The organism is Streptomyces prunicolor NBRC 13075 (genome assembly GCF_000367365.1).
Lineage (GTDB): Bacteria > Actinomycetota > Actinomycetes > Streptomycetales > Streptomycetaceae > Streptomyces > Streptomyces prunicolor.
The window spans coordinates 65,581-79,700 of the sequence record NZ_BARF01000081.1 but is presented as its reverse complement, the minus strand read 5'-3'; the positions used below and the strand labels follow the sequence as shown (position 1 = coordinate 79,700).

At 68.0% G+C, this 14,120-nt stretch carries 13 protein-coding genes; 3 read left to right on the top strand and 10 right to left on the bottom strand.

Features of this window, described 5'->3' with window-relative positions; translation table 11 throughout:
• Positions 1-7: 7 nt before the first annotated feature.
• From SPR02S_RS33950 to SPR02S_RS65800, 8 genes are all read right to left on the bottom strand, one after another.
• Positions 8-2,473 (bottom strand): DNA translocase FtsK, encoded by a 2,466-nt coding sequence (locus tag SPR02S_RS33950; protein WP_306305750.1) that lies wholly within the window; start codon positions 2,471-2,473, stop codon positions 8-10.
• A 128-nt stretch (positions 2,474-2,601) separates the two neighbouring features.
• A complete protein-coding gene (locus SPR02S_RS65115; protein ID WP_245607665.1) occupies positions 2,602-4,608 on the bottom strand; it encodes a hypothetical protein in 2,007 nt (668 codons plus the stop codon).
• A gap of 344 nt (positions 4,609-4,952) precedes the next feature.
• Positions 4,953-6,686 carry a DUF2637 domain-containing protein gene (locus SPR02S_RS33940; protein ID WP_019061486.1) on the bottom strand — a complete coding sequence of 578 codons (1,734 nt, stop codon included), beginning with the start codon at positions 6,684-6,686 and terminating at the stop codon, positions 4,953-4,955.
• Entirely contained in the window at positions 6,683-6,955 is a 273-nt protein-coding gene (locus SPR02S_RS33935) for a hypothetical protein (protein ID WP_019061485.1), read from the bottom strand. Before SPR02S_RS33935 ends, SPR02S_RS33940 begins: the two co-directional genes overlap by 4 nt.
• Before the next feature lie 153 nt (positions 6,956-7,108).
• Entirely contained in the window at positions 7,109-7,318 is a 210-nt protein-coding gene (locus SPR02S_RS33930; protein WP_019061484.1) for a hypothetical protein, read from the bottom strand.
• Positions 7,319-7,367: 49 nt separating this feature from the next.
• A complete protein-coding gene (locus SPR02S_RS33925; RefSeq protein WP_019061483.1) occupies positions 7,368-7,631 on the bottom strand; it encodes a WhiB family transcriptional regulator in 264 nt (87 codons plus the stop codon).
• A 151-nt stretch (positions 7,632-7,782) separates the two neighbouring features.
• Positions 7,783-8,268: an ATP-binding protein gene (locus tag SPR02S_RS33920; protein ID WP_019061482.1), complete on the bottom strand. Its 486-nt coding sequence runs from the start codon at positions 8,266-8,268 to the stop codon at positions 7,783-7,785.
• Entirely contained in the window at positions 8,265-8,387 is a 123-nt protein-coding gene (locus tag SPR02S_RS65800; protein WP_019061481.1) for a hypothetical protein, read from the bottom strand. The genes SPR02S_RS33920 and SPR02S_RS65800 overlap by 4 nt, the downstream gene beginning before the upstream one ends.
• Positions 8,388-9,132: 745 nt before the next feature.
• Here SPR02S_RS65800 and SPR02S_RS33900 point away from each other — a divergent pair.
• Positions 9,133-9,945 (top strand): GntR family transcriptional regulator, encoded by an 813-nt coding sequence (locus SPR02S_RS33900; protein WP_078623082.1) that lies wholly within the window; start codon positions 9,133-9,135, stop codon positions 9,943-9,945.
• Entirely contained in the window at positions 9,942-10,475 is a 534-nt protein-coding gene (locus SPR02S_RS33895) for a GNAT family N-acetyltransferase (protein ID WP_019061478.1), read from the top strand. The genes SPR02S_RS33900 and SPR02S_RS33895 overlap by 4 nt, the downstream gene beginning before the upstream one ends.
• Positions 10,476-10,683: 208 nt before the next feature.
• Here the strand turns inward: SPR02S_RS33895 and SPR02S_RS33890 are convergent, their stop codons facing one another.
• Positions 10,684-11,157: an SAM-dependent methyltransferase gene (locus SPR02S_RS33890; RefSeq protein ID WP_026151099.1), complete on the bottom strand. Its 474-nt coding sequence runs from the start codon at positions 11,155-11,157 to the stop codon at positions 10,684-10,686.
• A 29-nt stretch (positions 11,158-11,186) separates the two neighbouring features.
• Positions 11,187-12,575, bottom strand: coding sequence for an NsdA family TPR-like regulatory protein (locus tag SPR02S_RS33885; protein ID WP_106437065.1), 1,389 nt, complete (start codon positions 12,573-12,575; stop codon positions 11,187-11,189).
• A gap of 273 nt (positions 12,576-12,848) precedes the next feature.
• On the opposite strand from SPR02S_RS33885, the gene SPR02S_RS65795 reads away from it, so the two are divergent.
• A complete protein-coding gene (locus tag SPR02S_RS65795) occupies positions 12,849-13,433 on the top strand; it encodes an ATP-binding protein (protein WP_052347095.1) in 585 nt (194 codons plus the stop codon).
• Positions 13,434-14,120 lie beyond the last annotated feature (687 nt).

Genomic DNA, 14,120 nt, shown 5'->3' with positions numbered 1-14,120 from the left:
CCTCGCATCACTCCCCTGCCGCTCCCGAGGTGGCGACGGCCAGCCCCATGGACTCCAAATCTGCCTGCTCAACGCCGAGTTCGCCGGAGAGCCTACTGAGCGCCTCCGGCCAGTCCGCGGGCGCCACCAGCACTGTGCGGGCCAGAGAGCCCTTGCTCGGGCCGACGACGCCGAGCGCGTGCAGGACCTCCATCACTGCGCCGGATTCGGCGAGGGTGGTCCGCAGCTTGCGCTGGAGCATGGACGTCGAGCCGAACTGAGTGGAGACCACGAGCTCGGCCGCGGTGAGCACGAGCGGTCCGTCCAGCCCATCGGGCAGTTCCAGGACGTTCTCCTCGGCTCCGCTCTCCCCCGTACCCTGCGGGGCAGCGGGAGTCGTACGGGCGAAGTAGCGGGTGTACTGCCCGCTGGTGTCCGCGAGGGCCTTGCCCTCCTGGGCCCACTTGGTCAGCCATCCGCCGACGGTCCGGGACGCGGGAACGTTCGCTCCGTCGCCGAGCATCTTGTCCATCATGTCGGCCAGCACGGCGTGCAGTTGCTTGGGCTCGTAGCCGTCGGAGCCAGCGGCGACGAGGAGTTCCCAGCCCAGGTCCCGGGGATCGATCCGGGGCGCGGGAACAGGGACGGCCGGTGCAGCGACCCCAGTCGGCGCCAGCCTGACCGGATCGGCGGCCGGGTCCGCTCCGGCGACCGCGCCGTTGATGTTCGCCTGGACGGCGGCGAACAGCTCGGCGGTTCCGCCGCCGAACGCCTCGTAGCCCGACGGCATACCCGCAGGTGCAGCGACCGCGGCAGGGGCGCCCGCGGCGGCCGACACGGGAAGGTCGGCGAGCAGGGCGGCCGCCGCCTCGACGATCTCTCCAGCCTCGTCGATGGCCCGCTGTGCCGCCTCGGTGAGCTGCTGTCCCTTGTACAGAACGGGGAGCGTGCGTGCCCACCGGCCCGGGTAGGCCGCGCCGGCGGGCACGTCCAGGGTGACCGCGTCGAGCGTCGGACGCCGGCCTGCGGTCGCCGCGCACACCTTGTCGGTGAGTTCGTCGTGGATGTGCCAGCCCTTGAACGGCGACGGCTTCCTCGGGCCGAGGCGCGTGTGCATGTTCCAGCCCGACCCGGCGACCGGGGCGTCTTTGGGGTCGATCTTGATGTAGCCGGGGAAGAGGTAGGCCAGCTCCTCCGGGTCGCTGACGGTCATGCCGATGCGCCACTTGGCCTGGAGCTTCATGGCGGCCGTGATGACGTCCTGCGTGGCGCGCAGACCGCAGATCAAGGTACGGACGCGCATGGCGCGGCCTTCGTTGACGATGCGGTCGAGGTTCTCCTTGACGTCTTGCGGGAGGGAGGCGGTCTCGTCGACGAGGATGACGACGGCGGGGATCTTGTGGCTGACGGGGAGCTTGTTGTCGGTCTTCTTCTCCCTCATCAGCTGCTGGTAGCCGGCCTTTCGGGCGGCGATGCCCTCGATGGCCAGGTTGGTCATCAGGCGGGCTTCGTCGTCGTCCTTGGCGATCCAGTCGACGATCGGCGCGACGGCAGTGCCCTCGGTGGCCCAGGGGGTGATCCACGGGAGGGCGACGCCGCCGCCGGTGGTGTCGATCGCCCAGATCAGCACGTCGGGCATCCGGGCGAGTTGTGCGGTGACGACGCGCAGCTGGTTCGTCTTGCCGGCGTCCGTCTCCCCGATCAGTACCCCGCAGTCGTTGCACAGCGCGCCGAGGGCGTACTGGCCGTTGCGGTGCAGTCCGATCGGGAACCGCTCGGTGATGGTGAGTTCGCTGAAGTCCTCCGGGTACGGGATGTCCTTGGACATGACGTCCTCGATGGTGACCTCGACGAGGATCGTCCCGCGGTTGGCGCCGGGGTAGATGTCGACGCCGCAGCCGTCGGGCAGGCGCATGTCGGAGGCCAGCTTCGGCCCGTATCCGTTGAGGTCGTCGACGGTGGTTCCGCCGGCGGGCAGATTGATCTCGACGGTGTAGCCGACCTTGGCGGGCCACCAGCTGATGTCGATGCCCTCGCAGCCCTCGATCCGGGCGACCCGGTTGAGGCGGTCCTCCCAGGCGCGGAGGATGCCCACCGATGCACGGCGCAGCTTCAGGAGCGTCTTGCGCTCCTGGCGGGTGGGCTCGCTGCGGCTCGCGCCGGCGTTCAGCGCGAGGCCGATCGCGCCCAGTCCGGCGCCGAAGGCCCAGCCGGTCGTGCCGAGCGGCGCAGACGCCAACGCCCAGGAGGTCCACATCGTCGCGGTGAACCATGAGGCGACACGGGTGACGAGGGTGGTGGTGGTCGTTCCCTGGCGCGCGTCGTACGCAACGCCGGCGAGGGCGGCGCTGGACAGGGTGATGGCGGAGGCGTACCAGGGCAGGCCGGTGAGCGGAGCGAGCATGACCATCGACGCCGCGGTCTCGGTGGCGTAGCCGAGGAACGCGGGGTGTCCGCCGCTGGGCACGGACCAGTCCCAGTGACGCATCGACATGAAGTTCTCCATCCAGTTCCGCGCGGGGCACGGCGGGGTGCGGGGCGAGTAGGTGATGAGCACGCGGTGGAGGCGCCCCCAGGTCCTGGGGGCGCCTCCACCGCGTGCGGGGGTACGTAGCGAGCGGGTCAGCGCGAGGCGTTCCACATGCCTTCGGCCGCCGGGCCCTTGCGCGGGTGGGTGTTGTGACTGATCTCCCGGCTGTGGTCCTCCAGGAACAGCTTTCCGGCCATCTCCGCGTGCTGGGCCGCCGTCTGCAGACGGGTCGTGACGCGGCCGATGTCGTCGGTGACCCGATCGTCGACCGGGTAGAAGGCGTTGGTGCGCTTCCACAGAGCGTCGACGGCGTCGGCGAGGGCCTTCAGGCCGTAGCCCATGCCCTCGATCTCGCTGCCCCGCTGCATCATGTGCACCGGCTGGTAGGAGCGGTACAGGACAGCCGTGAGCACGCAGCCGGCCTCGATCCGGCCGGGCTGGAACATGGCGGTCTCCGCGCCTTCGCCGCCCGTCGGGGTGACGTTCCACATCCACTCGTTCGTACGCGGGTTGAGGATCCGCTGGATATCGAAGCGGTGGAGGGTCTGGAAGAGGGTGACCATGGTGTCCGCGGTCTTGGCGGCGAGCAGCGCCTCCTGGTACGCCTCCAAGAGTTTGTGGACGACGCGCTTGGACAGCGGCAGCGTCTGATCGCCGGTGATGGCCGTGCTCTGGACGATTGCCGCTACGGCACGGATGCCGTTGGGCAGGCCGGCGTACTCGGCGGCGACGTGCATCATGCTGGTCGGCTTGAAGCCGAGGTAGCCGTCGGCTGCCGCCTTCATCGAGAGGGCGAACTTGCTGTTCTGGCCGTCGAGCACGGTGGCGCCGGGGGCGATGGAGGTTCCGCTCACGGGGTCGGAGTCCTTTCGGGGGTCGTTCACGTTGAGGTTCAGGGCGTCCGCCTGGGCGTCGTTGTCGTGACGGGCGCGGGAGCGGCGGAGGAAGAAGCGCCAGATACGGCCGGCGATCCGGACCGGGAAGGCGAACCCGCCCAGCGGGTCGCGGTGGTTGGTCAGCAGGCGCAGGACTCCCCAGAGGAACCCGACCGGCAGCGTGGCTAGGCCGCCGAGGGCGGCGAGGGCGCCCGCGCCGGCGCAGCGGGCCCAGTGGGCAATCCTGCGGGCAAGACGTCGGCGCAACAGGTAGAGCCGGTTGGCCGACGGGTTGGCGGGGGTGCCAGCGCCTTGTCCGGTGCCTGCGAGTCGTCGGCGCAGCCGTGTGGCGGCACCGCGGAGACGCTGCAACAGCCGGCGGCCACGCCCGGGCGCCGTCGGCGTCGGGGTGCCGCCACCGGCATTGCCGCCGCCGGGGGTTGTGGAGCCGGAGTTCCCAGACCCTGAGCCCGGGGTTCCGCCTCCGGCATTCCGGCGGCGAGCCTTGTTCGCCCAGCCCCGGAGAGTCTGCCACGCCTTTCCGGATGCTGACCGAGTGCCCGCCGGCCGCTTGGAGGCACCGGAGCCGGCACCGCCGGACGCGCCGCCGGAGCCTCCTCGGGAGCCGGGTCCGGATCCGGAAGGGCCGCGGCCCGGGCCGGGGTTGGAGGAGCCAGCGCCTCCGGGCGCGGTCGACCGTCCGTCCTTCTGGCGGCGTCCCGCCCCTCCTCCGCTGCCGGAGGACGGGCGGCTGCCCGAGGACGAACTGCCCGTTGCGCCGGCCCGGTTGCCACGGCCTCCGCGGCCGCTCAGGCCGCGGCCTCCGCCCAGGCCACCACCGTGGCCGCCGCCACCGGGGCGCCGGGCGCCGCCGCCCGCCGACCGGTTCGCCCCGTCGGTCGCCCGGCGTGCGGCGGCTGCCGTGTTCCGTCGTCGCCCGGCCAGGCACGCGGCACCGACAGCGGCTCCGGCAATGCCTGCCGCAGCCAGTCCGGGCATGCCGACCGCCGCGTACAGGGCGCCGACCCCAACTCCGGTTACGTTCACGCCGTGGATGATCAGGGGGAGCGCGCGGGGGCGTCCACGGCGCTCAGAGCGGGGCGTGGAGGCCGGTTCGGCGGCCTCGTCCGGGGTGGTGTCGACGGTGGTCTCGCGGCGCTTGGCGTCGTCGTTCTCGTTGGTGCTGGGGGCGGTTTCGCGCTCTGCGGTCTCAGTGTCCGCCACGACGAGCAGCCTCACTTTCAGTAGCGGAGAGGAGAGGCGAGGAGAAGCGAGGGGCGGGCGCGAGCCCCCATATCCCCTGCTAGGAGGCCCTGCAGGGAGCGTGGGCGGGGGATTTCCACTCGCGTCGCGTCGCCTCTCCTCGCCTCGCCGCTACTTTCCGTAGCAGGGTTCAAGGGGGTGTTTTCGATGTACTCAAGGGGTCGCCGAGGGCGCCGGGAAGACCGGTCCAAGGCCTTGGACGAGTACTGCCAGAGGTCCTGGGCCGGGCGGACGGGCAGCCCTGGGAGGGGCTGCCCGTCCGCCCGGCCCAGGACCTCCCCGCAGGGGGTGCACCGCGATTCCGCTTACGCGAGAACGGGCAGCAGTTCCCTGGCCTGGGGGTCGCTGAGGATCCTCAGCGCGCGCTGGATCCGGTCGTGCGCGGTGCCGGTGGACACCTCGAGCTCGGTCTTGACGACCTCGATCTTGACCTCGTCCTCGCCGCGCGCGTGGATCATCGACGCGACCCGGAAGGCCTGCCATTCAGGCACCGACAGCTTGGCGTGGGAGAGGGCTTCAGACGCTCGGGCCTCGTATTCAGCGGCTCGGGCGTTCCGTTCAGCCGCTCCCTCGGTCGCCGTCGCCGTACGGAGTGCCGAGGCGGCGATCTCCTCGCTGGCTCGCTGGGCGTCCAGGTCGGCGTTCAGCTCCTTCTGGCGCTGTTCAGCCACTCGTGCGGCGCTTTCGGCGGCCTCCTCTTCGGCTTTCAGGCGGGCCTTGTCGTGCTCGGCCGCCCGGCGCTCCTGCTCGGCGGTCGCCTCCTTGAGGTCGGCCGCCTCCTGGGCTGCGCGAAGCTGACTTTCAACCGCGGCCCGTCGCTCTTCCTCGCGGGCCGCGTTGCGCAGCCGCTGGTGCTCCACGGCCCACGCGGCCTGGGACTTCTCCGTCTCGATCTGGGCCAGGGCCTGGCGCCGCTCGGCCTCCTGGACCAGCTCCGCCTCCCGGGCGCGGGCGCCCTCCTGAACGAGCTTGAGCTCCGCCTGACGCTCCGCCTCGGTCAGTTGAAAGGCTGCCTCGGCCTTCTGAATCTCGGCGCGGGCCTCACGCTCGGCGGCATCCCTCGCGATCGTCAGTTCGCCCTCCGCCTTGATCCGGCGAACCTCCGCCTGAATCTTCGCGTGGAGCGTCTGAACGTCGGCCTCGACCGTCTGAATCTCCGCCTCGGCCCGCTGAAGGGCCGCCGAGGCCAGGCGCTGCCGCTCGCGGACTTCCTCCATGAGCGGCACGGCCAGGGCCTCATCGACTGAAAGTCCGACCTTGGCCAGCTGAAAAGGAGCGAGCTCCTCCTGAGTGGCCTTCCGGCGCCACCATCGGGTCTGGTACTTCGAGGCGAGCCTCTGGGAGTAGACCATCCACTCCTGGTGGTGGGCGCGGGCCTGTTCGAAGTCTGTGACCTCGTCGCGCCGCATGAGCTTCCAGATCCGGAAGCTGGTGATCGGGTTGACCATCCAGCGCGACAACCGGATCTTGCCCATGCGCCGTACACCGTGGGCCTCGCCGATGTGCGCGGCGTACAGGTGGGCGGCGATCTCGGAGAACACGACCCAGAGTGCAGCCAGGGCCGCGTGCCCGATCTGGGCCGGGACGGTGTTCGCCGCCTCCCAGTTGAGGTAGATCGTGATGACGGTGCCGGCGCGCGGCACCCACTTGACCCACCACAGCTGTCGGCGCACCCGGATCAGCAAGAGGTTGACGATGCCGAAGGCGAGGATCGACGAGTCGATGCCCACCGGGAGCATCCAGGGGTCCGTCCACTCCCAGCCGCCCTCGGCGGCCGGCTGGGCGGCCTTGTTGTAGAGGGCGCCGAAGCTGGAGTAGAGGCCGATGGTGGCAACGCCGGTGCCGAGGAGGATGCCGAAGAACGCGAGGACGATCTCCCACTTGGCGTACTTCTGCACCGGCTGCTCCGTCGGCGCGGCTGCCGACGGCTGCGCGGGGACGTCGTGCCTGGAGGCATGGTCGATGGCCTCGGCGGGGGCATCGGCGTGGGACGGCTGCTCGACGACCTCCGGCTCGCGGGTGTCGACGGGGGTACTCATGTGCTGGTCTCCGTGACGTCGTCGGGCAGGGGAGGTCGGTAGGGATCGAGAGCGAGGCCGACGCACATCCGGACGGCGCCGAAGACGGCCAGCCCTACGGCCAGGTGCGTGAAGGTTTCTGCAAGACCGTTAACAAAGAGGTCGATGAGGGCGAGCACCGTCGCGGCCAGCGCGATGAGCGTGGCGAGCAGCGGCGCGAGCGAACCGCGCGGAGGGTAGGTCTCGGGCGTCGACTTGCTCAGGTCGGGGGTGGCGGTGGCGCTACTCACTGGGCGCCTCCGCTGATACGGTTGAGCATGCGATTCGCTCCTTCGCAGCGGTCGCGGGCAAGAACAAAGAAGGAGGCCCTGCCGGGGGCCTTCTTTCTTTTTGTGTGGGCGCCGTCAGCGGCGCGGACGAGCTATGGAGACTGGCCGTACGTCCTATCCGTCTCGGTGCTCGCGCAGGTAACTGGCGAGCAGGATCATGGCGGTGGCCCGGCTGGCGAGCGCGTTTTCCGCGGGCCAGAGCCCCTCGTGCTTGGGGAGATGCACGGTGAGCAGGTGGTGGGCGTCGGCGACCAGGTCGTCGGGCTTCGCGTCGATGTGGCGCAGGGGCGACCGCATTCGGGCGAGGCTGGCGCGGAGCTTCATCGGGGTGTTCCTCCGGGTCTGGGTGGCCTGAGAAGAGGGGAAGGCGTCGTCAGGCGGTGGCCAGCCGGAGGCGGTTGCGGGCTGCGCGGCGCTTCATCGCGCGGCGCTCGTCCTCGCTCAGGCCACCCCAGACGCCGGAGTCCTGGCCGGTGCTGAGCGCCCACTGCAAGCACTCCTCGACCACGGGGCAGCGTCCGTTGCAGACGGCCTTGGCCTCTTCGATCTGCAGGAGCGCCGGGCCCATGTTGCCGATGGGGAAGAAGAGCTCAGGGTCCTCATCCGCGCACGCGGCCTGGTGCCGGAAGTCGTTCAAGGGAAGTGCCTCTCGTTCGTGGGTGAAGTCGGTTGTGGGAGGCCCGAGTTGGGCCTCCCACGGTGGTGATCAGAGGGGCAGGGATCGGCGATCCCGACCGTTGGCTGCGGTTGACCTGCTCCCTCCCGCCCCTCGCAGAAGTGGACAGGGGCTACGGGAGGGGGATGGTGCAGAGGACCCGTTTACTGAAGGGCGTGACCTCGGTGGTGATATCCACGCCGAGGAGTTCGAGCATTGCCAGGCCCCGGCCGGAGTCGGCGTCCGCGTTGTCCAGGGGGACATCGGACGGCGACGGCAGCCGTGAAGGCTCGGGGTCGGTGATTCCGACGACGACGCCCTCGTTGCCCACGCGGGCGTCGATGATGACCGGGACGCCCTCGCCACAGGCACGGACGGCGTTGCCGACGAGCTCCGAGACGGCGAGCACAGCGATCTCGGCGACGTCGGAGTCGATGCCTGCCGACTTGAGGAACTCGGCGGTACGCACCCGCAGTTCACTCAGGGCGGCCTGGCTGGGGATCAAGTGGCCGAGCAGCATGCCAGCGTGCTCCCGCAGGTACACCTCGGCGAACTCGTCGGGTGCCGCATCACTCTCGTGGACCATGGTTCCGGTTCCGAAGGAGGTCGGGTCGGTCACCGGTTCCCACCGCCCTTGCCGCCCTGCACTCGGCGCAGCGCCTCGTCGATGATCGGGTCGTGCGGCTGGTCGTCGCCCTGCGCGGCGGTGATCTGCGGGGATGCCATGATGGGGCGCATGGTCGTGGTCCTCTCTCGCGATGGATGTACGACTGACAGCGGCCCCGGGAGGCACCCCGGGGCCGTCGCCGTTTTCGGCCTGGATGGATCTGGCGGTCTGTCTGTGTCACGAGTGGCCGCGGCCGTCGGCGCTCGTCGCGGTGACGGGCGGCGGCGACCGCGGTTACTGGTAACCGAGTGAGTGCGCGTTTCCAGCGCGCGTTGATCTCAGTGGATGCGGACCGCTCGCGCCCGGGGAAATCAGTCCCAGGCGGTCTTCGCAGCGAATGTCTGCCGCACCTTCTCTGAAGCCGGTTGCGCGATACGTCGTGGGCTTACGCCCTTTCTCGGCCGGCTGGTCTCCACGCGCCTCGACCGGAATGGTCACGGCCTTCATCAGCGGTGGATCGCTCTGTGGAGTTATTAAGGAACAGCCGCTTCCATCGACCCCACGCCTTGCGAGCCTGAGATCTCCGGGCGGAACAGAAGACCGCTACCGAACTGGAGTGCGAATAGATGCACGTCCGGCATGCAGCGCAACTGGCTCTTCTCGGGGTGAATCACTCGTTCCATCACAACCTGACATGTCAGGTTGCCAACGATCAAGACGTTAGGGGGCAGTCGGTCGCCAAGTCAAGAGCTGACATGTCAGGTTGGGGAATTCGAGTGCCCTGAGGCCACAATCAGGACGGGTATGCGCTGCACCTTGGCCAATCCGCTCGAACCGCCGGATCTGACCTGACGTGTCAGGTTGTATGGTGCGGCCATGACGACGATGCGCTCGCGAGAAGGGGACAGTGGGTGGACGGTGGAAACCGCCACCGGCGATCTCCGCGATCGGATCCGCGCCAACGAGTTCCGGAAACCCGACGGTGCGCAGGGCCAGCTGCCGCCGGCCAGCGCGCTGGGGCAGCAGTACGGCCTCAGCCGCAACGCCATCAACCGGGTGATTGCCAAGCTCCGCGGTGAGGGTCTGCTCGAGACCCGGCCAGGAACCAGGGGGGCGACGGTCCGGGGCTGGGCGCCGCTGGTGTATCTCCCTCAGCAGGAGTTCGGGGCGGAAACGGGTCCAGCCACCGACCTGCTCACCCGGCTAGTTGAAGCGCTGGCTCGCAAGGGTGAGTCGCGCATCGACGAGGTCACGGGCGAGCCAGTCGACGACCGTATCGCCAACAAGCTCGGCCTGAAGCCCGGAGAGTATGTCGGCGTGCGCCGGCGCACGAGCATCGTCGATGGCGTGCCGGCCATGACTGACGACTCCTACGTGCCACTTCGCTTGGTCGACGGCACCGACTGGATGACCCCCGGCAACGTCGCGCGCGGTACCAACAAGGTGCTCGCCGAGCTCGGTCACGAGCTGGTCCGAGCGGTCGACGAATTGCGCCCGCGGTACACCAGTGAAGAAGAGAACGAGCGCCTGGGCCTGGGTGTCGGCGGATCAGTACACGCCATCGAGCTCATCAGCACCGGCTTCGACCAAGACGCTATGCCTGTGCAGGTCACCGTCCTGACCTTGCCGGGGCCACGCAATACGGTGGTGTACGAGCGCCACAGACCCCAGGCCAAGGCGGCCGAGTGAAGATCACTAGAGCCACGCTCGACGATGTCGCCCGCCTCCAGCAGTTCCGTACGGATGCCGCCGCCTGGCTCGCCGCCCAGGGGAGTGACCAATGGTCCACTCCGTACCCCGAGGACCTGCTGCTGAACAGCGTCCGGGCCGGTGAGGTCTTCCTGTTCTACGCCCCCGAGACGCTTAATCCGGTGGCCACGGTGACCTTGGATACCAAAGCGGACCCGGTCCTCTGGCGCGCGGAAGAATTCCGGGAACCTGCCCTTTACGTCCACAAGCTGACCTTGGCGCAACCTGGAAACCGTAGTGGTCTCGGACGCCGAATCCTCGACTGGTGCGGCGACCGGGCAGCCCGCAGCGGAGCGCTCTGGTTGCGGCTCGACGCTTGGACCAGCAACAGCAAGCTCCAGGCCTACTACCAAACTCAGGGCTTTACCCACGTGAGGACGGTGTACGACGTCGAGGCCTACGGTTCAGGCTGGGTCGCTCAGCGCCCAGCGAGGACGAGCGACATCGCGCTCTTCGCTGAACCGGTGTAGATCGTCCGGCCCTCGCCCCACAGGCAGTTCATCTACGGTCCGGGGCTGATGTCGTGTCCGACATGACTACGACATCGAGTCGCGGATTCCGGCATGGAATTCAGGATTCCGCAACGTACGGCATTGCGGAGCGGCTCAGGGACCTGCGCGTCAGTGCGTAGCCCAGCCACCTGGCAGCTAGGCCACCCGGATTGCCGAAACGGGCCTGTTAGTTGCTGGGTTCGACCCAGTAGTCCTTGAGCATCGCGCCGGGCCAGGCCGGCTCGCTGACTTCGCCGCGCGGCCCCATTTCTGCGAAGTATGGGGCCAGGTCGTAAATGGGAGTGCCGTCGACCGCGTCAAGGTCGGTCACGTGCAGGTCCAAGCCGTCGACCTTAAGGAGTCGCGGGAAGCTGGTGGCGAGCTGGTTGGGGCGGCGGTGATTTCGGTGCGCGAACGTACCCGAGGGCTCCCAGCGTGGGTCGTTCCTCGGGCTGCGCGCGTGCAGCGCAACGTCGTCTGGGGAGGCCTGGCTGAAGTTCCATGTGACAACGAGGTGGGAGAACTCGTCGAGCCCCTTCACGACGTCGGCAGGGAACTCCGGACTCAGGCGGATGATGGACTCGACTCCGCCCCAAAAGTCGTCTGCGACCTCAGTTCGGCCTCCGATGACCGTTCCGATGGGCTCAATCTTCAACGTCACGTTGCTCCCCTTGTCCCTCGTCGATGTGATCAATCTACGGCGCGCAGGTAGTCGGCTGCTCGGGTCTCCAGCTCAACTGCCGTAGAGATGCGCATGCGCCGATAGGGAGACAGAAGCTGGCGCATCTCGACCACGCGTTGCCGGGCCCTCCCCGAGTAGATGCCCTCCTCCATCGCGTCCAGTGCCCTGGACCAGGTGGCGCACGCCTCTTCAACTCCGCCCCCCGACAGCTGGGTGGCACCGAGGTATCCGAGCGTGACCGCGTGAGTCCGCTTGAACGCGGCTCCACGAGTTCGCACACTGCGGCCGAACTCTCGGACTGCGCCTCGATGGTCTTGGAGATCTCGTAGAGTGCAGGCCGTTTCGTGGGCCAGCGATGCCTCCCCGAAGAAGAAAGTGCGGACTGGTTCTTCGATTCCGTCGTGCGCGCTGCCCAGATCGTCCTCGGCTCGGAGTAGCGTCTTGGCCGCTGCCGTGTCCTGCCCGGCCGCGGCGAGGCATCGGGCGTGCACGACCCCAAGGAGTGCCCGTTCACGCGGTGTCGCCGACGCATAGCGCTTTCCCGCGATCGACGCGGTGGACAGCTGGAGTGCGTCGTTGTAGAGACCAAGGTCAAGGGCCTGGTGTGCCATGGCACGCAGGATGTGACCTGAGAGGGGTGCGTCGCCAGCGCGAGCGGCGAGCTTGAGGGCGAGCGTGAAGTAGGGCTCAGCGATGTCGTGTTCACCGTTGTCGAAGGCCATCCATCCGCTGAGGTAGGTTGCTTCGGCGGCCGCAGAGAACATGTCGCGACGGACCTTGTCGTGGGGGAACTTGCCCACCAGATAGCCGGCAACGTCATCACGGAGGTATTGGACAAGTGCTCGGCGGCCGTGACCGCCGCCCCTCCGCTGATCCATGCGCGAGAACGCCAGGGTCATCTCGCGCACACTTTCAACGTCGCCACGACCGACTCGCTGTGCTCCCTTGATTTCACCGACTGCCGGCTCTTGCGCCATCTCGGCCCACCAGGCATCCGAGGGAAGGGCGAGGGCTGCGGCTGAGTACACGCCGCTGCGCAGCAGACTCCTCCGGTCCGGATCCAAGTCGGTGCTCCCCAAGTCATTCAGCGCGATCAGTGGATCGACGCGCCAGTCCAGCGCCCCCTGCGCAGGTGAGGTGAGCGCTGTGAACCCGGCATCGGTGGGCGTGACGACGCGTCGCAGACGGCGGGTCAGTGCCTCGCACATGATTATGGGCGACTGCCCAGACGGATCGTGGCCCTCCACCCAGTGCTGAACGTGCTGCCGCGCGATGTGGCCGTAGTCGATCAGGTTGTTCTCTTTGGCAACTCGTACACAGGCGCTGGCCGCCATAGCCCGTGACCAGCGCGCTTCCTTCAGTAGAGCCTCAAGCCGAGTGTTCCGCTCGCGCGCCATATTGCGCCCCCGCACTGCCGATGATCTTGTGGCACGTTTGTCAGCCGGAGCTCGCGGTTACAGCCCGCAGCGTGCCAGTTGAACGAATCTAGTGCCCAACTACTGTGCGCGTTTGGGGAACTGGCCGGGAGTCACCTGCTTGAGTCTCTGGATCCAGCATGAAAACGATCTTGTGGCACGTTTGGCAGTCAGCTTCCCCTGGGCCCGTACCCACGACGAGCTCGACGCGGTTCGCTCTACGTACTCACCGAGCGACTCGTGCAAGGGGATTCGATGACCGAGCTGCGCAGCCCCGCCGGGGTATGCGGTGTCGCGGATACCTCGTGCTCCTCTGAGACTGTGTGGCTCGGGAGCGTGGGCTCCCTATCGGCATGCAGCAGCAATGCGGGACTGGCCTCTCAGTACGGCGAGAACAGTACGAAGGTGCCCGACCTTCTGAACTTCCCGCTTGCTCGCGCCCGATCGCAGGCCAGAGTCGCCCGGCACATGGTGGGGGATTGGCTCTTGCACAGGTGCCACATGCCCGGCGATCGAGTGGAGATGGCCGAGTTCATCGTTTCCGAGCTCGTCACCAACGCCATCTTGTACGGCAAGACCCCAACAGTTGCGGTACGCGCCCATGTAATCAGCGACGCGTCCATCCGCGTGGAGATCGACAACTTCACGCTCACGGACGCGCCACACCCGGAGCGTGCCGGCCAGGAAGCGGAGAGCGGGCGTGGCCTGTTTCTAGTCGACTGCCTCATCACGCAACTCGGCGGTTCATGGGGCTACGTAAACGGGGGGACCGTCGTTCGATGCGATCTGCCAATCCAATCCGCATTAGAGGTGGCCGATTCCGTCATGGAGACACGATGAGCGCCCTCATCGTTCAACCGGAGCCCCTCGCAGACGCCACCCTCTTGAAACCAGCAGAGAGACGCGTGATCGTTTTATCGGCCCTCGGGTGTCGTAGCGCCGCAATCGCGGGAGTAGATGGAGTGAACGTTTCTCCACCACGTCTTCGACCACTCTGGTACGCGATAACGAAGAAGTTCGGCTTCCAGGGCCGAAATCCTCGGCACACCCAGGTGGAACTCGTCATCCGTGCGCGCATGTTGGGTCTCCTCGATGAGGTCGACCTTGGCTCACTCTCATGCGACGTGTGGGCCTTGGTGCAGGTTCTCGCGCTCGGCAAGACCTTAAACCAGCACGCGTTAGACCTTAAGCCCCCAATTTGGCAACCGTGCGCACCCCCTGCTCACGCGTCGGTTTGTTGCTGGCATGGCATGCCATCTGCCAGGAGCGAAGTCCACTGGGCCCTCAACGAGGTGGAACATTTTGTTCCATCCGTCCGCCGACCGGCATCTACGGTTGCCGCACGCGCACCGACGGTTGCGCTCGGAGGCGCGTGCGGCCATGCCGCCAAGAATCCGGCCTCGCGTCAAAGAGATCAGGGGGACGAATACAAAAGGGCCTGTACCACTGACCAGAAGGTGCCTCAGTAACGCATACACCCAGCCGAACACCGTCTTCCGCGCCTTGCCTCAGCTCCTGACTCTGGCC